General features: G+C 67.1%; 24 protein-coding genes. 11 read left to right on the forward strand and 13 right to left on the reverse strand.

All coding sequences use genetic code 11. From position 1 onward, the window contains the following. Positions 1 to 903 (reverse strand): zinc metalloprotease HtpX (htpX, locus tag AX681_RS09380; protein WP_066682133.1); only part of this gene is annotated, 903 nt, incomplete at its 3' end. A gap of 66 nt (positions 904 to 969) precedes the next feature. Between htpX and AX681_RS21405 the strand changes: the two genes are divergently transcribed. Together AX681_RS21405 and AX681_RS09385 are read left to right on the forward strand one after the other, a co-directional pair. After that, a complete protein-coding gene (locus tag AX681_RS21405; protein WP_082737863.1) occupies positions 970 to 1,131 on the forward strand; it encodes a DUF1674 domain-containing protein in 162 nt (53 codons plus the stop codon). Between the two features lie 42 nt (positions 1,132 to 1,173). Continuing rightward, positions 1,174 to 3,012, forward strand: coding sequence for an AsmA family protein (locus AX681_RS09385; protein WP_066657814.1), 1,839 nt, complete (start codon positions 1,174 to 1,176; stop codon positions 3,010 to 3,012). Here the strand turns inward: AX681_RS09385 and AX681_RS09390 are convergent. From AX681_RS09390 to AX681_RS09425, 8 genes are read right to left on the reverse strand one after another with little or no spacing between them, the layout of a single operon-like run. Continuing rightward, the gene (locus AX681_RS09390; RefSeq protein ID WP_066657808.1) at positions 3,009 to 3,539 is read right to left on the reverse strand and encodes a DUF1697 domain-containing protein; all 531 of its coding nucleotides are present in this window, start codon (positions 3,537 to 3,539) and stop codon (positions 3,009 to 3,011) included. The genes AX681_RS09385 and AX681_RS09390 overlap by 4 nt on opposite strands. Beyond that, the gene (locus AX681_RS09395) at positions 3,536 to 4,513 is read right to left on the reverse strand and encodes an NAD(P)H-dependent glycerol-3-phosphate dehydrogenase (protein ID WP_066657805.1); all 978 of its coding nucleotides are present in this window, start codon (positions 4,511 to 4,513) and stop codon (positions 3,536 to 3,538) included. Before AX681_RS09395 ends, AX681_RS09390 begins: the two co-directional genes overlap by 4 nt. Next, positions 4,510 to 5,535: a tRNA (adenosine(37)-N6)-threonylcarbamoyltransferase complex transferase subunit TsaD gene (tsaD, locus tag AX681_RS09400; protein WP_066657802.1), complete on the reverse strand. Its 1,026-nt coding sequence runs from the start codon at positions 5,533 to 5,535 to the stop codon at positions 4,510 to 4,512. The genes AX681_RS09395 and tsaD overlap by 4 nt, the downstream gene beginning before the upstream one ends. A 45-nt stretch (positions 5,536 to 5,580) precedes the next feature. Further along, positions 5,581 to 6,003 (reverse strand): GFA family protein, encoded by a 423-nt coding sequence (locus tag AX681_RS09405; RefSeq protein WP_066657799.1) that lies wholly within the window; start codon positions 6,001 to 6,003, stop codon positions 5,581 to 5,583. A gap of 48 nt (positions 6,004 to 6,051) precedes the next feature. After that, positions 6,052 to 6,582, reverse strand: coding sequence for an SRPBCC family protein (locus tag AX681_RS09410; protein ID WP_066657796.1), 531 nt, complete (start codon positions 6,580 to 6,582; stop codon positions 6,052 to 6,054). Positions 6,583 to 6,594: 12 nt separating this feature from the next. After that, a complete protein-coding gene (locus AX681_RS09415; protein WP_066657792.1) occupies positions 6,595 to 6,990 on the reverse strand; it encodes a VOC family protein in 396 nt (131 codons plus the stop codon). Next, positions 6,987 to 7,319: an ArsR/SmtB family transcription factor gene (locus tag AX681_RS09420; RefSeq protein WP_066657790.1), complete on the reverse strand. Its 333-nt coding sequence runs from the start codon at positions 7,317 to 7,319 to the stop codon at positions 6,987 to 6,989. Before AX681_RS09420 ends, AX681_RS09415 begins: the two co-directional genes overlap by 4 nt. A 44-nt stretch (positions 7,320 to 7,363) precedes the next feature. Beyond that, a complete protein-coding gene (locus AX681_RS09425; protein WP_066657787.1) occupies positions 7,364 to 8,026 on the reverse strand; it encodes an MBL fold metallo-hydrolase in 663 nt (220 codons plus the stop codon). A gap of 67 nt (positions 8,027 to 8,093) precedes the next feature. Between AX681_RS09425 and pabB the strand changes: the two genes are divergently transcribed. From pabB to msrA, 3 genes are all read left to right on the forward strand, one after another. Continuing rightward, positions 8,094 to 9,881: an aminodeoxychorismate synthase component I gene (gene pabB / locus AX681_RS09430; protein WP_231734917.1), complete on the forward strand. Its 1,788-nt coding sequence runs from the start codon at positions 8,094 to 8,096 to the stop codon at positions 9,879 to 9,881. Between the two features lie 35 nt (positions 9,882 to 9,916). Beyond that, positions 9,917 to 11,116 (forward strand): pyridoxal phosphate-dependent aminotransferase, encoded by a 1,200-nt coding sequence (locus AX681_RS09435; RefSeq protein ID WP_066657784.1) that lies wholly within the window; start codon positions 9,917 to 9,919, stop codon positions 11,114 to 11,116. 278 nt (positions 11,117 to 11,394) lie between these two features. Beyond that, complete coding sequence (gene msrA, locus AX681_RS09440) at positions 11,395 to 12,072, forward strand: peptide-methionine (S)-S-oxide reductase MsrA (RefSeq protein WP_066657782.1); 678 nt, start codon at positions 11,395 to 11,397, stop codon at positions 12,070 to 12,072. On the opposite strand, the gene AX681_RS09445 is transcribed toward msrA, so the two are convergent. Next, the gene (locus tag AX681_RS09445; protein WP_066657778.1) at positions 12,069 to 12,464 is read right to left on the reverse strand and encodes a DUF1489 family protein; all 396 of its coding nucleotides are present in this window, start codon (positions 12,462 to 12,464) and stop codon (positions 12,069 to 12,071) included. The genes msrA and AX681_RS09445 overlap by 4 nt on opposite strands. A gap of 37 nt (positions 12,465 to 12,501) precedes the next feature. After that, positions 12,502 to 13,908 (reverse strand): magnesium transporter, encoded by a 1,407-nt coding sequence (gene mgtE / locus AX681_RS09450; RefSeq protein WP_066657775.1) that lies wholly within the window; start codon positions 13,906 to 13,908, stop codon positions 12,502 to 12,504. Positions 13,909 to 14,058: 150 nt separating this feature from the next. On the opposite strand from mgtE, the gene AX681_RS09455 reads away from it, so the two are divergent. From AX681_RS09455 to AX681_RS09480, 6 genes are all read left to right on the forward strand, one after another. Beyond that, complete coding sequence (locus AX681_RS09455; protein ID WP_066657773.1) at positions 14,059 to 14,517, forward strand: peptidylprolyl isomerase; 459 nt, start codon at positions 14,059 to 14,061, stop codon at positions 14,515 to 14,517. 65 nt (positions 14,518 to 14,582) lie between these two features. Next, complete coding sequence (locus tag AX681_RS09460; protein ID WP_066657828.1) at positions 14,583 to 15,194, forward strand: LolA family protein; 612 nt, start codon at positions 14,583 to 14,585, stop codon at positions 15,192 to 15,194. Positions 15,195 to 15,439: 245 nt separating this feature from the next. Then, entirely contained in the window at positions 15,440 to 16,225 is a 786-nt protein-coding gene (locus AX681_RS09465) for an exodeoxyribonuclease III (protein WP_066657770.1), read from the forward strand. A 47-nt stretch (positions 16,226 to 16,272) separates the two neighbouring features. Continuing rightward, positions 16,273 to 17,304 (forward strand): GTP cyclohydrolase II, encoded by a 1,032-nt coding sequence (gene ribA, locus AX681_RS09470; protein ID WP_066657825.1) that lies wholly within the window; start codon positions 16,273 to 16,275, stop codon positions 17,302 to 17,304. A 238-nt stretch (positions 17,305 to 17,542) separates the two neighbouring features. Next, positions 17,543 to 17,881, forward strand: coding sequence for a P-II family nitrogen regulator (locus AX681_RS09475; protein ID WP_066657768.1), 339 nt, complete (start codon positions 17,543 to 17,545; stop codon positions 17,879 to 17,881). A 13-nt stretch (positions 17,882 to 17,894) separates the two neighbouring features. After that, positions 17,895 to 19,310: an ammonium transporter gene (locus tag AX681_RS09480; protein WP_066657761.1), complete on the forward strand. Its 1,416-nt coding sequence runs from the start codon at positions 17,895 to 17,897 to the stop codon at positions 19,308 to 19,310. Positions 19,311 to 19,401: 91 nt separating this feature from the next. On the opposite strand, the gene AX681_RS09485 is transcribed toward AX681_RS09480, so the two are convergent. Together AX681_RS09485 and AX681_RS09490 are read right to left on the reverse strand one after the other, a co-directional pair. Continuing rightward, entirely contained in the window at positions 19,402 to 20,973 is a 1,572-nt protein-coding gene (locus tag AX681_RS09485) for a GMC family oxidoreductase (RefSeq protein ID WP_066657759.1), read from the reverse strand. Then, on the reverse strand, positions 20,907 to 21,869 hold the full coding sequence (locus AX681_RS09490) for a sterol desaturase family protein (RefSeq protein WP_066657757.1): 963 nt from the start codon (positions 21,867 to 21,869) through the stop codon (positions 20,907 to 20,909). The genes AX681_RS09485 and AX681_RS09490 overlap by 67 nt, the downstream gene beginning before the upstream one ends. Positions 21,870 to 22,101 lie beyond the last annotated feature (232 nt).

Consider the following 22,101-nt stretch of genomic DNA (forward strand, 5'->3'; position numbering starts at 1 on the left):
CAGATGTGTATAAGAGACAGGCTCGGCCGGGGCGGGGGCAGCGAAAGCGTCCCGCGGAGCGCTCTGGCCCATCGTGACCGCCAATTCCTCCAGTGCGGCGATGCGGTTGCCGGTGTCAGGATGGGTCGAAAACAAGCTGTCGCCGCCGCGCGCCAGGCCGGGGACGATATAGAGCTGCGATGCCGCAGGGTTGCGCTGTGCGACCGGGTTCGGCACCGCCGCCGCGCCATGGGCGAGCTTGGCGAGCGCCGAGGCAAGTGCGCGCGGGTTGCCCGAAATCTCGGCGCCGCCCTTGTCCGCGCCATATTCGCGGGTGCGGCTGATCGCCATCTGCACGATCATCGCGGCGAAGGGGGCCACGATGACGGCGAGGATGGTGGCGAGAAATGCGCCGCGATTGTCGTCGCCGCCGCGAAAGAACAGGCCGAAATTGGCGAGCATCGAGATCGCACCGGCGATCGTCGCAACCATCGTCATGATCAGCGTGTCGCGGTTGCGGACGTGCGCCAGCTCATGCGCCATCACGCCGGCAATCTCGTCGCGATTGAGGATGTTGAGCAGGCCCGTGGTCGCCGCGACCGCCGCATTCTCGGGGTTGCGGCCGGTGGCGAAGGCGTTGGGGTGGGGCGAATCGATGATGTAGACCTTGGGCATCGGCAGCTGCGCGCGCTGGGCGAGGCCGGAGACCAGGCTGTAGAATTCGGGCGCGGATGCCGCATCGACCTGTCGCGCGCCATGCATGCTCAGCACGATCTTGTCAGCGTTCCAATAGGTGAAGAGGTTCATCCCCACCGCGACCAGCAGCGCGATGATCATGCCACCGCGCCCGCCAATGGTGAAGCCAAGGGCCATGAACAGGGCGGTCAGCGCCGCCAGCAACATCGTCGTCTTGAACCCGTTCACTTGGATTCGCTCCTTTCACTCCCCAATGTGGGAAATGTCACCCGTTGCTTCAATCGAGGAACCATCATGGGCAAGCGCCCCGATCATGTGAAGCCGCCCGCCTATCTCTCGAAGAGCCCGCCCTTGCCCAAGCCGGGGGCGGGCAAGAAGGCGGAGAGCGACCCGCTCGGCAATGATCCCACGCGTTATGGCGACTGGGAGCTGAAGGGCATCGCGATCGATTTCTGAACCGCAGCCGGAACGAAATCGGGGACGGCGCGTCCTGCGGCGATGACTGCGCCTTCCCGCACCCTGATCGTCCGCATCGCCATCGGCCTCGCCCTGGTGATGGCGTTGCTGCTTCTGCTACTGGCGATGCTGCCCTGGGGCGCGTTCAAGGGGCGGGCCGAACGCGCGCTATCGGCGCAGATCGGCGCGCCGGTGACGATCGGTTCGATCGAGCGACGGTCATTCTTCTCGTTCCGCCCGCTGCTCGACATTCGCGACCTGCGTATCGCCCAGCCGGACTGGGCCGGGACGGGCGAGATGGTGCGGGTCGAGCGGGTGACGGTGCGCCTGCCGGTGCTGCCCATCCTGACGGGACGGTTTGCCCCTGAGCCGGTTGAGGCCGCCAATGGGCGCCTGATCCTGATTCGCGCCAAGGACGGGCGCAAGAATTGGGAACGCGAATCGGAGCGGAGCAGCGGTGGCGGCAGCGGGCTCGAGCGGCTGGCGGTCAGCAACCTGATCCTCGACTATCGCGATGCGAAGAAGGATCGCCGCTTGGCCGTGCGCATCGATTCCGACCCGCGCGGTTTTCGCGCGTCGGGCACCGGCGCGCTGGCGGAAGAGCCGGTGAGCATCGAAGTGCGCGGTGCGCCGATTGCCGGGCGCGTGCGTTGGCCGTTCCGCGCGCGGCTGGCCGGGCCGCGCACGCGGATCGCGGTGCAGGGCGCGATGGCGGCGCCGTTCGACACGCGCGACATGGCGTTCGACATCGCGGCGCAGGGTGCGGACCTGCTCGATGTCGATCGGGTGATCGAGGCGGGGCTGTTCGGGACCCAGCCGGTGAAGCTGATCGGGCGGGTGTCGCGCAAGGGCGATACCTGGCAGGTCGAGCGGCTGGCCGGGACGATCGGCCAGTCGCGCCTGTCCAGTGCCACCGCCAGCATCGACAAGAGCACGCCGGGCCGCACGCGGATCGATGGCGATGTCGCGCTGGCGACGCTGCGGTTCGAAGATCTTGCGAATGACCGTGGCCTGGCGGTTGCCGCGGCACGGCGCGCGCGGATCGGCGACCGGCTGATCCCGTCGACCCAGATCGACCTCAAGAGCGTGAGCGATGTCGATGGCGCGCTGCGCGTGCGCGTTGGGCGGATCGTGGGCACGCCGGGCTTTCGCGCGGCGCGGGCGACGCTGGCGCTGGACGCTGCCCGGCTGTCCGTCGATCCGTTCGTGATGGAGATGACCCCCGGTCGGCTGGCGGGGCGCGTCGTGATCGACCAGCGTGGCGGCAAGTCGGTGCCGACGCTCAATCTGGACCTGACCCTGCGCGGCAGTCGGATTGCGGCGCTGGCTGGCGACGGCGTGCTCGACGCGCCGCTGCAGGGGCGCGTGCGACTGACCGGGTCAGGGGACACGATCCGTAGCGCGGTGGGGCGATCGAGCGGCAGCATCGCGCTGGTCGGCGGGACCGGGCGGATTCCGGCCAATATCGCGTCCTATCTCGGCCTCGATGTCGGGCGCGGGGCGCTGGTGGATGAGGATCGGGTGGCGACGCTGCGCTGCATGATCCTGCGGCTTGAGGTGAAGAATGGCACGGGGCGGATGGCGCCGTTCCTGATCGACACCTCGCGCAGCCAGTCGCGCTTCAACGGCAGCGTCGACCTGTCGGATGAGCGGCTGTCGCTCGCCATGACCGGGTCGCCGAAGAAGGAGAGCCTGTTGCGCCTGACCAAGCCGGTGCCCGTCGGCGGGACGATCAAGGCACCGTCGATGCGCCTGCCCGAAGGCGCCAAGCCGAATGTCGGCGGGGTGTTGAAGCTGCTGGGCGATGCGATTGCGGGGGATCGGCCGCCGCTGGCGACCGATGCCGATTGCAACGGTCTGGCGGCGCAGGCGCTAAGCTAAAGCGCGTCACGGATTTTCAGCACGGTGTTCCAGTTGCGCGCGGTGGTGACTGGATCGCGCGTCGCCTTGCCGAGTGGCGCGTGCAGGGTCGAGCGGGCCTGCCCCGCCGGGAAATCGATATAGAGCTCGCGGTCGAACGCCTGTGCGCGTTCGGGACCGTCATGGTCGGTCATCAGCGCGTCAACGGCGGCGCTATCGACCGGCTTGCGGTGGAAGGTGACGACGAGGAAGCTGGGGCGAGCGGTCGCGGCGTCGGGGAAGGGGTTGGCGGCGATGACGGCGTCCATCTCTTCGGGCGTGCGCACGAAGATTTCGGACTTGAGGCCGGTCGCCTCGGCCAGCGCGTCGTGGATCTGCGTCTCGAGCTGTTCGGCGTGCGCGTCGGGGGCGGTGAAGACGACATTGCCCGAGGCGAGCAGGGTCTTGACGTCAGTGAAGCCCAGCCCCGCGATCACCGCCGCGAGTTCCGCCGATTTGAGCTGACGCTTGCCGAGGTTGATCCCCCGCAGCAGCGCTGCCCATCTCATGCGGTTTCGCCGCGCGGCGGGCGGGCGAGCAGCGCGTCTACGACGGTGCGCACTGGCGTTCCTTCGAGCAGCGCGCAGACCGCTTCGGTCACCGGCATCTCGACCCCGGCGGCGCGCGCCGCTTCGCGCAGGACAGGCGCGGTCGCGGCACCCTCGGCCACGGTGCGGCGGTCGGCGAGCAGCTCGGCTGCCGCCTTGCCCTGACCCAGACCCACGCCGAGTGAGAAGTTGCGCGAATTGGTCGAGGAACAGGTGAGGACGAGGTCGCCCAGGCCCGACAGCCCCGCCAGCGTCTCCGGCCGCCCGCCGCGCGCGACGCCGAAGCGGGTCATCTCGGCAAAGCCGCGCGCGATCAGCGCGGCGCGGGCGTTGAGGCCGAGGCCGGCACCCTCGACCACGCCGCACGCTATGGCGAGGACATTCTTGACCGCGCCGCCGATCTCCGCGCCGGTGACGTCGGACGAGGCATAGGTGCGGAAGGTCGCGCCGCCGAGCCGTTCTGCCAGAGCGTCGCGCAGGGCATCGTCTTCGCAGGCGAGGGTGACGGCGGTGGGCAGCCCCTTGGCCACCTCATGCGCGAAGGTCGGGCCGGAGAGGACCGCGACCGGCGCGCCGGGATGGAGTTCACGCGCGATCTCGGCGACGAGCTTTTGCGTCCCGGCCTCGATCCCCTTGGCGCACAGCACCAGCGGACGGTTTCCGGTCGGAATCTGCGACAGGACCGAGCGCAGGAATTGCGCGGGGACGACGACCAGCAGCGCGTCGCAATCCGACAGCGCGGCAAGGTCGCTGGACGCGTGGATCGAAGGCGAGAGCGGCACGCCGGGGAGGAACAGCGCGTTCTCGTGCGCGGAGTTGACTGACGTCACGACGTCATCTTCGCGCGCCCACAGGATCACCGGCTCGCCGCCGCGCGCCGCGACCTGGGCGAGTGCCGTGCCCCATGCGCCGCCACCGAGTACGCCGATCTTCATGCCTTCACTCCCGCGCCGCGCACCTTTTCCGCATCCGGGTCGAGCGGCCAGCGCGGGCGCGCGGGCACGTCGAGCGGATCGCTGAAGCCGGCGGCGAAGCGCTCCGCCCCGGCCCAGGCGATCATGGCGGCATTGTCGGTGCAGAGCCAGAGCGGCGGCGCAACGAAGCGCAGGCCGTGCTGCGTCGCGAGCACTTCGAGCGCCGTGCGGACCGAGGCATTGGCGGCGACTCCGCCCGCGACGACGAGCGCGGTGGCCTGCGGTGCCTTGGCCAGCGCGATGCGCGTGCGGTCGATCAGGCAATCGACCACCGCCTGCTGGAACGATGCGGCGAGATCCTCGGGCGCGAATTTGCCGACCTTGCGCGCGACATCGCTCTTGAGCCCGGCGAAGGAGAAATGCGGCTCGCCCGATCCGACCAGCGGGCGGGGGAGCGGCACCGCGCGCGGGTCTCCGGTCTTTGCCGCCGCCTCGACCGCCGGTCCGCCGGGGAAGCCGAGGCCGAGCAGCTTCGCGGTCTTGTCGAACGCCTCGCCCGCCGCGTCGTCGATCGTGGTGGCGAGGCGGCGATAGGCACCGACCCCCTCGACCAGCAGCAGCTGGCAATGCCCGCCCGAGACGAGCAGCAGCAGATAGGGGAAGGCGAGATCGGGGTCGGTCAGGCGCGCGGAAAGGGCGTGCCCCTCGAGATGATTGACCGCGACCAGCGGCTTGCCGGCCGCGTGCGCCAGCGCCTTTCCGGTGACGAGGCCGACCATCACCCCGCCGATCAGCCCCGGCCCGGCGGTCGCGGCGACCGCATCGACATCTGCGAGGGTCACGCCCGCTTCCTCGAACGCGGCGGCGATCAGCGGCTCCAGCGCTTCGACATGCGCGCGCGCGGCGATTTCGGGGACGACACCGCCGAACGGGCGATGCGCCTCATCCTGCCGCGCCAGGCGGTGCGACAGGATGCGGCGGTCCGTGGTCACCAGCGCGGCGGCGGTTTCGTCACAGCTCGATTCGAGGCCGAGGATCAACATCGCGCCGATCTAGGGAGTCGGGCGCGACTTGTCGAAGGGGTCGGTTCAGGCGATCCCGGCCTTGGCGAGGACTTCGGCACCGGTCAGGCGTTCGTGGTCGCCGACAAAGGCATAGCCCGCGGGCTTTTCGTCGACGAAAATCTCCTCCGCCAGCGCGTAACCATCGGTGCCGTCGAACAGTCCCGCGCCGAACGAATAGCCGTCCTTGGGCGCGTAATAATAGAAGAGGTGCGTCCCGCAGGTGCGGCAAAAGGCCCGCTCCGCCCAGTCGGAGGAGCGGTAACGCACGACATGCTCGCTTCCCTCGATCTGCGGGTCGGTCACCAGCCGCAGCGACAGCGCCGGGCCACCCGCCCAGCGGCGACACATGGTGCAATGGCACGCCTCGATCACCGGGGCGGGCGGCCTAAGTCGCACCCGCACCGCGCCGCACAGACACTGGCCGTCGAGTTGGTTCGTATCGCTCATGGCTGCCTCCGTCACGGAGATTAGCGCGCGACGACAGCTTCGGGAAGTTCAGCCACGCGTCTGCAGTAGTGCCGCCACCTCGGCCTCCGACTCCGCGTGGAGCGCCCAGAAGTCGCGGACCGGCTGTCCGGCGAGCAGGCCCTGCAGCACCGCCAGATGCGAATGCCAGCCGCCCCCGAAATTGGCCATCGGGGCGGGGCCGGTGATGCCTTTATGGGTCAGGACGAGGCGGGTCTTGTCGTTCCCCTCGGCGAACAGCTCGAACCGCGCAGTGCCTTCGGCGCCATCGTCCCAGCTGATCGCGAAGACGTGCGGGGGGGCATATTCGACGACGCGTTCGCGTCCGACGGCCCCTTTCCATCTGGCGTATTTCTCGGGGTAAGGGACGGGGTCGGCGGAGAGATTGTCATGGTCGAACACCAGCTCGACCGGCGCATCGGCGCGGGCATCGGTGCCGCCCGCGAACCATTTCCGGCGCAGATCGGCCTCGACCAGATAGCGCCATACCGTCGCGGGCGGAGCATCGAGAATGCGTTCGATGCGCAGCGTGTCGGGGGCGAGGATTTCGAGAGCGGGCATGATGGGCCTCCGTCAGGCGAGGTTGAGTTGCCACGACACGCCCAAGCGGTCGTTGATCCAAGCGAAACTGCTGCTCCAGCCATAATTGCCGGGCGGCATCAGCACGCCGCCGCCCTCCGACAGCGTCGCGAACAGTCGGTCGAAGGTGGCCGCATCGTCGCAGTCGAGGAAGAAGGACCAGGACGGCGTGAAGTCGAACCCGTGGGTGATGAAGCTGTCATGGACCATCACCGGCTGTCCGGCGATCGTCGCATAGGCACGGATGATCGTGCCCTCGGGGCCGGGACCGTCCGGACCGAAGCGTTCGACCGATTCGATGCGGCTGTCGGGCACATGCTCGGCGTAGAAGTCGAGCGCGGCCTGCGCCTTGCCGTGCTGGAACATCAGGAATGGGGTGGCCTTGGTCATTCGGTGTCTCCGGCACGGGCATCACGCAACAGCGCTTCGAGCCCGTCGAGGCGGGTATTCCAGAAGGCGGCCCATTGCTGGAGCCATTGGTTCGCTTCGGCGAGCGGGGCGGCGTTGAGTGCGCAGCGATGGGTGCGACCGTCGCGGCGGCGGGTCACGAGGCCGGCGCGTTCGAGCACCTGGACGTGCTTCGAGGCCCCCGCGAGCGTCATCGCATAGGGCTGGGCCAGTTCGCCGATACTCTTCTCTCCCTGAGCGAGATTGACGAGCATCCCGCGCCTTGTGGGATCGGCGAGCGCGTGAAAGGTCATGTCGAGTCGTTCAACCATTTGGTTGAATTACTCGGCGCCCCGATAAATGTCAACCAATCGGTTTAGCTTTGCGCCAGTGCGCGATCCGATACGAAGGGGTTGGTCTTGCGCTCCTGCCCGAAGCTGCTCGGCTGGCCATGGCCGGGGACGAAGACGGTGTCGTCGCCGAGCGGCCACAGCTTGCCGGTGATCGCGTCGAGCAGATCCTGGTGATTGCCCATCGGAAAATCGGTACGACCGATGGAACCCTGAAAGATCACGTCGCCGACGATCGCCAGCTTTGACGGGGCATGGTGGAACACGACATGGCCGGGCGTGTGGCCGGGGCAGTGATAGACGTCGAGCGTCAGATCGCCGACCGTCACGGTGTCGCCATCGACCAGCCAGCGATCGGGTTCGAACGGCTTGCCGTCGATGCCGTAATTGCGGCCATCATCGTCGAGCCGGCTGATCCAGAAGCGGTCGGCCTCATGCGGCCCCTCGATCGGCACGCCCAGTTCTGCAGCGAGTTTCCCGGCCTGACCGCAATGGTCGATATGGCCGTGGGTGACCAGCAATTTTTCGATGGTGACACCATGCTGCTGCGCCGCCGCCTTGAGCCGGTCGAGATCGCCGCCGGGATCGGTGAAGGCGCCGCGCATGGTGCGGGTGCACCAGAGCAGGGTGGAATTCTGCTGAAGGGGCGTGACGGGCACGATTGCGGCGCGCAGCGGGGGCGTGGACATGTCCAGGGAGATAGGCGGCGCGCGGCCACGCGGCAACAGAGGCTTGCGGGCGGGCGCTTAGCGCTTCATGGCCGATGCGATGCTTGTCCAGACACCGTTCGTACTGCTCGACGATGCCCGGCCGGGGGGCAGTAACGCGCGCCTCTATATCGCGCCGGTGCGGGTGATCGTCGCGCATCGGCCGGATGAGGTCGCCCCGGCGCTGGCCGCGCTGGATGCAGCGCGGGCGAAGGGGCTGCATGCGGCGGGCTATATCGCGTACGAAGCCGGACACGCACTGGAGCCAAGGCTGGCCGGGCTGAGCCGGAGCGACGCGGACGCGCCGTTGCTGTGGTTCGGCTTGTTCGAAACGGTCGAGCAGCTTTCCCCCGATGCTGTCGCCGCGCGGCTGCCCGATCCGGCGGGGGCATGGATCGCGCGACCCGCGCCCGCGATCGGCCGCAGCGATTATGACGCCGCCTTTGCGCGCGTGCGGGAGTGGATCGAGGCGGGGGACATTTATCAGGCCAATTTGACCATTCGCGCGGCGGTGCGGGTGATCGGCGATCCGCTGGCGATCTATGCTGCGGTTCGCTCGCGCGCGGCGGCGGGCTATGGCGGGATCGTGTGGACGGGGAGCGACTGGCTGCTGTCCTTCTCGCCCGAATTGTTCTTTGCGCTCCGCCGGGGCGAACTGATCGCGCGGCCGATGAAGGGGACGACCCCGCGCGGCGCGACCCCCGAAGCGGACGAAGCGGCGCGGACGGAACTGGCAAGGGACGCCAAGCAGCGCGCGGAAAATCTGATGATCGTCGATCTGATGCGCAACGACCTGTCCCGCATCGCCGCGCCGGGCAGCGTGTCGGTGCCGGAGCTGTTCAAGGTCGAAACCTATCCGACGCTGCACACTATGGTGTCCACCATCGCGGCGAAACTCGCGCCCGACATCGGGCCGGGTCAGGCGCTGGCGGCGATCTTCCCGTGCGGATCGGTGACGGGGGCGCCCAAGATCCGGGCGATGGAGGTGATCGCGGCGGTCGAGCCCGATGCGCGGGGCGCCTATACCGGGTCGATCGGGCGGATTGACCCCGATGGCGATGCCGCGTTCAACGTGGCGATCCGCACGCTGTATCTGCGCGACGGGGCGGGCGAGGCGACGATCGGGCTCGGTTCGGGCGTGGTCGCCGATTCGCGTGCGGGTGAGGAATGGGACGAGTGCCTGGCCAAGGGCGCATTCCTGACGCGCGGCCAGCAGCGGTTCGACCTGATCGAGACGATGGCGTTCGATCCCGTAGGCGGGATCGCGCTGCTCGAGCGGCATCTGGCGCGGATGCGGGCGAGTGCCGAGGCGTTCGGCATTCCATTCGACCGGCACGGTGTGCGCAACGAGCTGCAGGCGGCGACCTTCCGCCTGCGCCATCCGGCCAAGGTGCGGCTGCTGCTGTCGCCGGCGGGGCGGATCGCGATCGGGACTGCGCCGATGCCCGATACGCCGTCCAGCCCGGTGACGGTCGCGCTGGCCCGCCGCCAAGTCGCGCCGCGCGACTTTCGCCTGATGCACAAGACAACCGATCGTCGTCCCTGGCCGCGCGTCGGCGGAGCGTGGGAGACCCTCTATGTCGATGATGACGGCTATCTGACCGAGGGCAGCTTCACCTCGATCTTCGTGGCCGGCGACGATGGCATTCTGCGTACCCCGCCGCTCAGCCGCCGCATCCTGCCCGGCGTACTGCGCGCTGAGCTGCTCGCGAGTGGCCGCGCAGTCGAGGCGGAGCTGAGGCCTGCCGATTTGCGCGACGGATTCCAGCTCGGCAATGCGGTGCGCGGGCTGGTTTCCGCTGTTACGGTTGCGGAAGAGCAGCCCGCCGACCTATAGGGCGCGCGATTTCCTTCCCAGAGAGGCGTTTCCCCATGCAGACCTCCGCCGCGCTCAATCGCATCCAGCCCTCCGCCACGCTCGCGATGACGAGCCGCGTGTTCGAGCTGAAGCGCGCCGGGGTGGACGTGATCGGTCTGGGCGCGGGCGAGCCCGATTTTGACACGCCCGATTTCGTGAAAGAGGCCGCGATCGAGGCGATTCGGCGCGGCGCGACCAAGTACACCAATGTCGACGGCACGCCGGAGCTGAAGGCTGCGATCGTCGCCAAATATGCACGCGACAACGGCCTCACCTATGCCGAGAACCAGATCAGCGTGAATTCGGGCGGCAAGCACACGCTGTTCAACGCCTTCTGCGCGACGATCGACGCGGGTGACGAGGTGGTCATTCCGGCACCATACTGGGTCAGCTATCCCGACGTGGTCGAGTTCGCGGGTGGCAGGCCGGTGTTCGTCGCGGCAGGGGCGGATCAGGCGTACAAGATCAAGCCCGAACAGCTTGAGGCAGCGATCACCGCGAAGACCAAGTGGGTGGTGCTCAATTCGCCGTCCAACCCGACCGGCGCAGCCTACAGCGCGGCGGAACTGCGCGCGCTGGGTGAGGTGCTGGAACGCCACCCGCATGTCCTGATCTATGCCGACGATATGTACGAGCATATCCTGTACGATGGCTTCGAATTCGCGACGATCGCGCAGGTCTGCCCTGCGCTCTACGACCGCACGCTGACCGCGAACGGCGTGTCGAAGGCCTATGCCATGACCGGCTGGCGCATCGGCTATGCCGGCGGCCCGCAATGGCTGATCAAGGCGATGGGCAAGCTGCAGTCGCAATCGACCAGCAACCCGTGCAGCGTGTCGCAGGCGGCGTCGGTGGCGGCGCTCAACGGCGACCAGTCGTTCCTGACCGAACGCAACGCTGCGTTCCAGACGCGCCGCGATCTGGTGGTGTCGATGCTCAACCAGACCAACGGCATGACCTGCCCGCGGCCCGAGGGCGCTTTCTACGTCTATCCGGAATTCAGCGCGCTGATCGGCAAGACGACTCCCAAGGGGCTGGTGATCGACAGCGACGAGACGATGGTCGGCTATCTGCTCGACGATGCGCGCGTGGCCGCAGTGCATGGCGCGGCGTTCGGCCTCTCGCCGGCGCTGCGTATCAGCTATGCGACCAGCGAGGCGTTGCTGACCGAGGCGTGCGGGCGGATCCAGGAAGCCTGTGCCGCGCTGCGGTAGAGTCGGGCCGCGATCTTTTTTCACCCTGAGCTGAAACCTTTTGCGTGGTTTTCCCGAATATGAACGGGAACACCAGCGCAGGTTCAGCGCGCCAAAGTTAGTCTTTGCTTGGAATTCGAGGTGGCACCCCCATCTCCGCGCCAAGCACAAAGGATCGTACTCATGACCGCGGCCCTCAAATCGCCGTTTCTCCGCCGTTTCCTCACCGGCTTTTCGCTCGGCGCGGTCGGCATGATCGCGCTGCACGCCGATCAGGTGCTGGCGGCGTCGCTCTTCTGATGGTGCGCGCCGTCGCCCTTGGCCTTGCGGGGCTCGGCGCGGTCGGGTTGGCGCATATTGTCGGCCTGGTCCCCCCGGTATTGGCCGGTGGCGGTGAAAAGGCCGTTTCGATCCCCGCCTCCACAACCGATGTCGCGCCGGCGCCGGGCGATCAGGTCGCCGTGCTGGCTGGTGGCTGTTTCTGGGGCATGGAAGCGGTGTTCGAGGGGGTGAAGGGCGTCAAGTCGGTGGTCAGCGGCTATGCGGGCGGCACGCGTGCGACCGCCACCTATGCGCAGGTGTCGACCGAGCGCACCGGCCATGCCGAGGCGATCCGGATCGTCTATGACCCCCGCGTGGTGAGCTATGCGACGCTGCTGCGCATCTATTTCTCGGTCGCGCACGACCCGACCCAGCTCAACCGCCAGGGGCCGGATGTCGGCCCCAGCTATCGCTCGGCGATCTTCCCGCAAAATGCAGGGCAAGCGCGGGTGGCGCGCGCCTATATCGATCAGCTCGGGCGTAGCGGCGCCTATGATGCGCGCATTGTCACGCGGATCGAGAGCGGCGCGTTTTTCGAGGCGGAGGCGGAGCATCAGGACTTTGCCCGCCGCAATCCCAACCACGGCTATATCGTGCGCTGGGACAAGCCCAAGGTCGCGGCGTTCAGGGCGGCGTTCCCGAGCCTCGCGCGCTAAAAGCCTAGTTCGGCCAGCTTTCCCGCCAGGTCCGCCGGGAGTGACGCCATGTCGCCAGTGCCGAAATCGGCGGGTGCGTCCTTGTCCTCCAGATAGCGCCAGCCCTGATGCGCGCGCTTGCCCTGTGGCACGACCTGCACCAGTTCGGGGTCGAGCAGGATCGCGCAGCGCCCGCCCTCCGCATCGCCAAAGGCGAGGATCGGCGAGCGGGCGATCAGCTGGTGCTTGTGGATCCAGAACAGCGATCCTTGGCCCGCAATCTCTTCGTGGCGCTTGGGCAAATAGCGGGTGGTGAGCGCGACCGGACCGACCCGGCCATGCGCGGCGAGCCGCTGGCGCAGATGATCGAACCCGGTGGTTCCGAACGCAACTTTGGTCAGGTGCAATGCCATTGCCGCGATCTGGGGGCAGGGTCGCTGCCGGTCAAGCTTATCCCCCGACCAGTCCCGACGCGACCGCGAGGCCCAAAAAGGCGAGAAACCCCATCGAATCGGTGACCATCGTCACGAACACCGACGATGCGACCGCCGGGTCCTGGTTCATCCGGTCGAGCGCCACGGGGACGAGCACGCCGGCAAGCCCGGCGACCAGGATGTTGATCACCATCGCCGCCGCGATCACGCCGCCGAGCGCCGGATTGCCGAAGACGGCTCCCGCGCCCAGCCCGAGCAATACGGCGATCGTCCCGCCGTTGAGCAGGGCGACCTTGATCTCGCGCTTGACCATCCGCATCGTGTTCGACTGAGTCAGCTGATTGGTCGCGAGCGCGCGCACGATGATCGCCATCGTCTGCGTCCCGGCATTGCCGCCGACCGAGGCGACGATCGGCATCAGGATCGCCAGCGCCACCATCTGTTCGATCGCGCCGCCGAACAGCGCGATGATGGTCGATGCGACCAACGCGGTGAACAGGTTCGCGATCAGCCAGCGGACGCGCGCGATGTAGGAATCGCGCACCGGTTCGTTGATGTCGCCATCGCCTGCGCCGGATAGCAGCAGCGCGTCCTCGCCCGCTTCTTCGGAGATGATGTGGACGATGTCGTCGACGGTGATCACGCCGACCAGCCGTCCCGAATCGTCGGTCACGGCGGCGGAGATCAGCGCATATTTCTGGAAGATCAGCGCGACTTCCTCCTGATCCATCTCGACCGGGATCAGCGTCTGTTCGCGCTTCATCACATCGGCGACCGACACCGATCGCGGGGTGCGCAGAATCCAGGACAAGGCACAGGTGCCGACCGGATGATGCGCCGGATCGACGACGAAGATTTCCCAGAAATCGGTCGCCAGCTCCTCCTCGCCGCGCAGGAAGTCGAGTACGTCGCCGACGCTCCAATGCTCGGGCACCGCGATCAGCTCGCGCTGCATCAGGCGGCCGGCGGATTCCTCCGGGTAGGACAGCGCCTCTTCGATCGCGGCGCGATCATCGGGGTCGAGCGCGCGGAGGACGGCGCGCTGGTCCTCCTCCTCCATGTCCTCGATGATCGCGACCGCGTCGTCGGTATCGAGCTCGGCGGCGATGTCTGCGACCTCGTGCGGCTCGAGCGCCTCGATCAGCGCCTCGCGCACCCAGTCGTTCATCTCGGCGAGCACGTCGCCATCGATCAGGCCGGAGATGGCGGCGGCGAGCGCCTGGCGCTGATCCGCCGGGGTCAGCTCGACGAGGTCGGCAATATCGGCCGGATGCAGCGGCTCGACCTTTTCGCGCGCCGTCTCGACATCGCCGGTTTCGACCAGGTCGAGCACGGTGCGCACGAATTCGGGCGACATCCGCTCCTGCGTGTCATGCTGCGGCGAATCGGGCGGGCCGGTCGCGATGTCGGTCTCGTCGTTCATCGAGCCTCCTGCGACTGCGCTGCCCCGGCTCCCCTCTAACGCGCTCGAATCGCGCTGCCAATCCGCCGCAGCCACGATGCGATTTGCAACCCGCCCCGCGGCGGCCTAGGGGAGGGACAAGATTGTTTCCCTTCTGGAGTATTTCTTTCGATGTCCGATCTTCCGACGCGCCTCGTCATGACGCTCGACACCGGCGACGTGCACATCCAGCTGCGCCCCGATCTTGCGCCCAAGCATGTCGAGCGGATCGTGAAGCTGGCCGATAGCGGCTTTTACGACGGCGTGGTGTTCCACCGCGTGATTGCCGGGTTCATGGCACAGGGCGGCGACCCGACCGGTACCGGCACCAGCGGCTCGAAGGAGCCGAACCTTCCCGCCGAATTCAGCCGCGAACCGCATGTCCGCGGCGTCTGCTCGATGGCGCGCACGAATGATCCCAACAGCGCCAATTCGCAGTTCTTCATCTGCCTCGACGACGCGACCTTCCTCGACGGCCAGTACACCGTGTGGGGCGTGGTGACCGAAGGCATGGAGCATGTCGACGCGCTGCCCAAGGGCGAACCGCCGCGCAACCCCGGCAAGATCGTCTCGGCACGCAGCGAAGCCTGAACAAACGGTTCAGACCGAGTTCAACGCGGAACCGGCAGGGGCGGGACATGTTTGGCAATTCCATGATGTTTCGCCCCTTCGCGGCTGTGGCCGCAATCACCCTTCCGCTGACCCTGCCTGCCGCCGCGCAGCAGGGCACGCTCGCCCAGGTGCAGCAGCATCTGCGCGCGACCCAGACGATGACCGCCGCGTTCACCCAGACCGACCGGTCGGGCAAGACGCTGAACGGCACGATGACGCTCAAGAAGCCGGGCAAGATCCGGTTTCAGTATGAAAAGGGTGTCCCGCTGCTGATCGTCGCCGATGGCAGCGCGCTTTGGTTCATCGACTATTCGGTGCGCCAGGTGCAGCGCTGGCCGGTGAAGGACTCGCCGCTCGGCATCCTGATGAACCCGGATCGCGACGCGGCACGCTATGCCAAGGTCATTCCGACCGCCAATCCCGACGTGATCAGTGTCGAGGCGCGCGATCCCAAGCGCCCCGAATATGGCCGCATAACCATGGTGTTCGCGCGCAATGCGTCGGCACCCGGCGGGCTGATGCTCCAAGGCTGGGTCGCGCTCGACGCGCAGAACAACCGCACCACCGTGCGCCTCTCGAACCAGCGCTTCAACGCACCTGTGAGCGACGGAGCGTTCCGCTGGAACGATCCGCGGAAAACCGGCGGTCGCCGCTGACATTCGCGTTCATGTTGGTGACAGCTTTGCTGCGCTAAAGATGATCATGCGGACGGGGCCTCGGGATTTTTCCCCCTGTTGCCCGAAGCACTACCCGTCCCGCCTGCGTGACGAACGCCAGGTCGGCCCTCGCTCCATGCCCCCGGAGCGAGGGCCTTTTGGCGTTTATGTGCGCCGCTTTGCGCGGCACCGCAGGCTGAACCTTGGGCTGGCGTCAGCGGGGGATCGCCCCTAGATCACGCGCGATGAAGATCGCCTCCTGGAACATCAATTCCGTCCGCTTCCGCATGGAAATCGTGGAACGCTTCCTGCGCGAGGAAGCGCCGGACATATTGTGCCTGCAAGAAACTAAGGTCGTCGACGGCGATTTCCCGCGCGCGCCGCTGCGCGCGCTCGGTTACGACCATATCGTTATTCACGGTCAGCGCATGCATCACGGCGTCGCGATCGTCAGCCGGGTTCCGCTGGTCGAGGACGACCGGCTCGACTGGCAGGCGAACGGCGAGGCGCGGCATGTCGGCGTGCGCCTCCCCAACGGCGTGCGGCTGGAGAATGTCTATGTCCCCGCCGGCGGCGACATTCCGGATCGCGAGAAGAACCCCAAATTCGGCCAGAAGCTCGATTTTATCGAACGCATGACGCGCTGGTCCGAGGGGCTGGGCAGCCTGCCGGTGATCGTCACCGGCGACTTCAACATCGCTCCGCTGGAATGCGACGTGTGGAGCCACAAGCAGCTGATCGATGTGGTCAGCCATACCCCGGTCGAGGTCGAGGCGCTGGGCCGGTTGCAGGCGGCGAATGACTGGGTCGATCTTGCCCGCCGCTTCATCCCTGCGCCCGAACGCTGCTTCACCTGGTGGAGCTATCGCGCCAAGGACTGGGCGGCGTCGGATCGCGGGCGGCGGCTCGATCATATGTGGGCGAGCGGCGACGTCGCGGCCCAGGCGATGGCGCACCGCGTGTGCGAACCGTGTCGCGGGTGGCTCAAGCCATCCGACCATGTCCCCATCGTGACCGAGTTCGACTTTTGAGCGCCCCGGTGTCCGACCCGCGCGCGGCGGCGCATGCGATCGACGCAATGCGGCGCGGCTGGCCGTTCGCGATTCGCGGGAGCACCGGTGCGCTGTCGCTGCTGGCGGTGGAAACGGCGGATCCCGCGCGGCTGGCCGAATTCGATCCCGAGATAGCAGCGCCGCTGCTGATCACCTCGGGCCGCGCGGTGACGCTCAAGCTCGCCAATCAGGCGGCGGCGGCGGTCCCGGATTCGCCGGTGATGATCGCACGCCGGCCCTGGCTCGATTTCGATGCGGCGGTGGCGCTCGCCGATCCGCAGTTCGATCTGCGCGTGCCGCTCAAGGGGCCGTATCGTGCGATGCCGGCGATCGCGCCGGACGCCGCCGCCGCCGCGCTGCGGCTGGCGCGGATCGCCGGGTTGCTGCCGGCCTTTTTCGTGCGGGGCGAGGCGCTCGGCTACCGGATCGAGGACGCGATCACTCCCGCCGACATCCAGGCGCATGAGGACCCGGCGCGGCTGCGGCTGGTAACCCGCGCGCGGTTGCCGGTGGTAGGGGCGGAGGATGCTGAGATCGTCGCGTTCCGTACGCCCGAATCGCCGGACGAGCATGTCGCGCTCCTGATCGGTCAGCCCGACGGCACCCCGCCGCTGGTGCGGCTGCACAGCGAATGCCTGACCGGCGATGTGCTGGGCAGCCTGAAATGCGATTGCGGGCCGCAATTGCATGCCGCGATCCGCGCCATTGCGGGCAGTGGCTGGGGCATCCTGCTCTATCTGCGTCAGGAAGGGCGCGGGATCGGGCTGATCAACAAGTTGCGCGCCTATGCATTGCAAGATCAGGGGTTCGATACGGTCGATGCCAATACCCGGCTGGGCTTTGCAGTGGACGCGCGCGATTTCGGGGTCGCGGCACGCATGCTGACACTGCTGGGGCAGACGCAGGTGCGGCTGTTGACCAATAATCCGGCCAAGGTCGCCGGGCTGGAGGCCGCGGGTGTCGCCGTGGCTGAGCGCGTGGCGCACCAGCTGCCGCCCAACCCGCACAACGCCGCTTATCTGGCGACAAAGCGCGACCGGACCGGGCACCAGCTGTAAGCGAGCACGGGGTTTTCGCGTCTGCGCGGAGCGTGATCGCCTCCGCGCCGGCAGACATGTGCTTATTGCGCAGGCAGCCCTTTTTGCAGCCTAAAAATTAGGCACAGCTTCGCATCTGCACAATTTTTTACCTTTCGGTAATGTTCGCCCCGTGCCGAATCCCCGGAATCCGGCCTTTTCGGACTCTGGCACGGCCTTTGCTCACTGCTTCCCCGGGTCAAATGCGAAAGGGGGCGGAATGAAACTCGTCATCGCCATCATCAAGCCATTCAAGCTCGATGACGTCCGCGAAGCGCTCACGGAATTGGGCGTCGCGGGCATGACCGTGACCGAGGTGAAGGGGTTCGGGCGGCAGAAGGGCCAGACCGAAATCTACCGCGGCGCGGAATACAGCACCAACATGGTGCCGAAGCTCAAAATCGAAGTGGTCTGTGCCAGCGATCTGGCGGGCCGGGTGGTCGAGGCGATTCAGGCCGCGGCGAACACCGGCGCGATCGGCGACGGCAAGATTTTCGTGCTCGAAGTCGGTCAGGCCGTGCGCATCCGCACCGGCGAAACCGATCAGACCGCGCTGTAACAAGGGGGTATCGATGAAAACTGCACTCAAACTGGCTGCAGGCGCGGGAGCCGCGCTGTTCGCGGCGATGCCCGCCTGGGCTCAGGACGCGGCCGCCGCCGCGCCGTTCACCCCGACCGCGGAAATGGTCAACAAGGGCGACGTTGCCTGGATGATCGTTGCGACCGCACTGGTGCTGATGATGTCTGTGCCCGCGCTCGCGCTGTTCTATGGCGGCCTGGTGCGTACCAAGAACATGCTGTCGGTGCTGATGCAGGTGCTGACGATCGTGTGCGTCGCCGCGCTGGTGTGGTTCGGCTGGGGCTATTCGATGGCCTTCACCAACGGCGGCGAGCTCAACAAATATGTCGGCGGCTTCTCCAAGGTGTTCCTGGCAGGAGTCGACCCGAGCACGTTCGCCGCGACCTTCTCCAACGGGGTCTATCTCCCCGAGCTGGTCTTCGTGATGTTCCAGATGACCTTCGCCTGCATCACGCCGGCGCTGATCGTCGGTGCGTTTGCGGAGCGCGTGAAGTTCACTCCGCTGATCCTGTTCGTGGTCGCGTGGCTGACGCTGGCCTATTTCCCGATCGCGCACATGGTCTGGTACTGGGCTGGCCCGGACTTCCTGCACGCTGCGCCGGATGACAGCGGTCTGTTGTGGGGCTGGGGCGCACTCGACTTCGCCGGCGGCACCGTGGTGCACATCAATGCGGGCATCGCCGGTCTGATCGGCTGCATCGTGATCGGTCCGCGCATCGGCTACAAGAGCGAACCGATGCCGCCGCACAGCCTGGTGATGACCATGATCGGCGCGTCGCTGCTGTGGGTGGGCTGGTTCGGCTTCAACGCCGGCTCGGGTCTGGAGGCCAATGCCTTCGCTGCGCTCGCCTTCGTCAACACCTTCGTCGCCACCGCGGCTGCGGGCGTGGCTTGGGCCGTGATCGAACAGGTCGTGCACAAGAAGCCGTCGCTGCTGGGTGCAGCATCGGGTGTCGTCGCGGGTCTCGTCGCGATCACCCCGGCGGCGGGCTTTGCCCATCCCGGTACCGCGATCATCCTGGGCGCGGTTGCCTCGCTGGTCTGCTTCTTCTTCGTCACCACGGTGAAGAATGCGCTCAAATATGACGACACGCTCGACGTGTTCGGCATCCATGCGGTTGGCGGCATCATCGGCGCGATCGGCACCGGCATCGTCGCCGACCCGGCGATCGGCGGGCAGGGCTGGATCGACTATACCGCTCCGGTCGCGAAGGCTGGCGCCTATGACATGGCTGGCCAAGTCGTCACCCAGCTCTGGGCGGTCGGCACCACGGTCGTGTGGACCGGTGTGGTCAGCCTCGTGCTGTTCCTGCTGCTCAAGTACACGATCGGTCTGCGCCCGAAGGCGGAAGTCGAGGTCGAGGGTCTCGATCTCAACGCCCATGGCGAGCGCGCCTACAACTACTGACGAAATTGGGGCCGCACCCATCGCGGTGCGGCCCCTCACGATGTTCCTCCTGCGGACGACTGGGCCGGTGCGAAAGCGCCGGCCCGTTTTTTTATGCGAGATCGGCCCGCACGAAATCGGCGCAACGCTCGCCGATCATGATGCTGGGGGCATTGGTGTTGCCGCCGATCAGGCGCGGCATGATCGATGCATCGGCGACGTACAGCCCCTCGACCCCGCGTACGCGCAGCTGCGGGTCGCACACCGCGGCATCGTCCGACCCCATCCGTGCTGTGCCGACCGGGTGATAGATGGTGTCCGCCCGCGCGCGGATCAGGCGCTCCAGCGTCGCATCGTCGTCGAACGGGTAGCGATCCTTGCCCCCGAACGCGGCGAGCGGCTCCTGCTCCAGGATGCGGTACATCATCCGCGTCCCCTTCATCAGCCCGTCAAGGTCGCGCGGATCGGACAGGAATTGCGGATCGATCAGCGGTGCGGTGCGCGGATCGGGCGACTTAAGGCGCACCGTACCCCGGCTTTCGGGGCGCAGGACACAGGTGTGGCAGCTGAAGCCATGCGCCTTCACCTTTGCGCGGCCATGATCCTCGACGATCGCAATCAGGAAATGGAGCTGGATATCGGGCACTTCCAGCGCCGGATCGCTCTTCAGAAATGCCCCGCCCTCGGCATAGGGCGATGTCATCATGCCGCTGCGGCTGCGGAACCAGCGCCACATGCCGCCGAGCCCGGCGAGCGATCCGCGCAGCGAGCGACCGAGAAAGGCGTACCCCGGCGCCTCGAACGCCGCGACATAATCGAGATGGTCCTGCAGATTGCCGCCGACCTCGGGCCGGTCGACGCGGACCTGTAGCCCCATGTCCTTGAGATGTGCGGCCGGGCCGATGCCCGAGAGCATCAGCGTCTGCGGCGTCCCGAATACGCCGCCGGCCATCACCACCGCGCGGCGGGCGCGGATCATTTTGGTCTGCCCGCCGCGTGAATAGGCGACGCCCCACACGCGCCCCTCCTCGAACAGCACGCGCTCGACCGTCGCGTCGCAGATGATGTTGAGATTGGCGCGTTCCTTCAGATAGCCGCGCGCGGCGGTCCAGCGCTCGCCATCCTTCTGCGTTACCTGATAGACACCGATCCCCTCTTGCCGCGCGCCGTTGAAATCGGCGTTGCGCGGGATCTGCAGCGCCGCGCCTGCCTCGATAAAGGCGCGCGTGCCGGGGTGGACGAAGCTCTGGTCGCTAACATGAAGCGGACCGTCGCCGCCGTGGAAATCGTCCGCGCCGCGCTCATTCGCCTCGCTGCGCTTGAACACCGGCAGGACATCGTCCCAGCCCCAGCCGGGACAGCCGAGCCGTGCCCAATTATCATAGTCCCACGGCACGCCGCGAATGTAGAGCATCGCGTTGATCGCGCTCGACCCGCCGAGACCGCGCCCGCGCGGCTGGTATCCGCGTCGGCCGTCAAGGCCGGGCTGCGGCACCGTTTCATAGGCATAGTTGGTCGCGGGGGTCTGCATCGCGATGCCGCCGGGCATCAAGGTGCGGAAGCTGGTGTTGCGCCCCCCGGCTTCGAGCACGGCGACGCGATACTTGCCGTCCTCGCTCAGCCGACCTGCTGCGGCGCTGCCCCCGGATCCGGCACCGATGACGACGATATCGGCTTCTTCCATAACTTCCCCGCCTCTTCCCGCTCTTTCCAGCGCGCCTTGATCGTCTCGGATGTATCGCGGCTGCCGTCATGGCTCCAGCCGGGCGGCGCGATCATGTACATAAGGCGCGCGTGCCAGTTCGGGGCAGCCCAGACGTCCTGCGCAATGCCCCACCATTCGTGGAACGCGGCGCGGACGATGTTGAAGTCGGGCAGGTTCTTGACGATGCCATAGCGCGGCCGGTCGTCATCACGCTCCGCCTCGAACGTTCCGAACATGCGGTCCCAGATGATGAACACACCGGCATAATTCTTGTCGAGATAGCGCGGGTTGGTCGCGTGGTGGACGCGGTGGTGCGACGGGGTGTTCATCACCGCCTCGAACCAGCGCGGCATGCGCCCGATCACCTCGGTATGGATCCAGAATTGGTAGACGAGGTTGAGGCCCGCGACGAAGAACACCATCACCGGCGGAAAACCGATCAGGAACAGCGGCAGGCGGAAGATGAAGCCCAGGCTGAAGAACCCGGTCCAGGTCTGCCGCAGCGCGGTCGACAGATTATAATGCTGGCTGCTGTGGTGGATGACGTGGCTCGCCCAGAACCAGCGCACCCGGTGGGCCGAGCGGTGGAAGACATAATAAGCGAGATCGTCGAGTACGAAGGCGAGGACGAACCAGTACCAGGCATAGCCGATGTCGAAGAGGCGGAATTGGTGGACCCACGTCGCCAAAATAAAGACCAAACCGCCCGCGAGCGCACTCGCGATCGTACTGCCAAAGCCAAGCAGCAGCGAGTTCAGCGTATCGTGCGGGCAATAGCGGCTGCGATCCATCAGCCGCGCGACGATCATCTCCGCCAGCACGAGCAGGGCGAAAGCCGGGATGGCGAGTTCCACCGGATCTGGCAGGTTGGGCATCCTCGCTCCTTACACGAATGTAAATAAGCGCTTCGGCCCGCCCTTGGCAATGGTCAGCTTAGGGTCTCGGCAAAGGCGCGCGCGGCTGCGGCGTCGGCGACGGTGATGCGCAGCACGGTGCCGGGCTGCAGCTCCAGAGCGAGCTTGGTGCCGTCGGCTTCGGGATGCGCCATGACGACGCGGGCGGACTTGAACCGGGTCGCGCGGTGGCGTGCGCCGAGCGGCTCGATCA

The organism is Sphingomonas sp. CCH9-E2 (assembly GCF_001557215.1).
Classification (GTDB): Bacteria; Pseudomonadota; Alphaproteobacteria; order Sphingomonadales; family Sphingomonadaceae; genus Sphingomonas.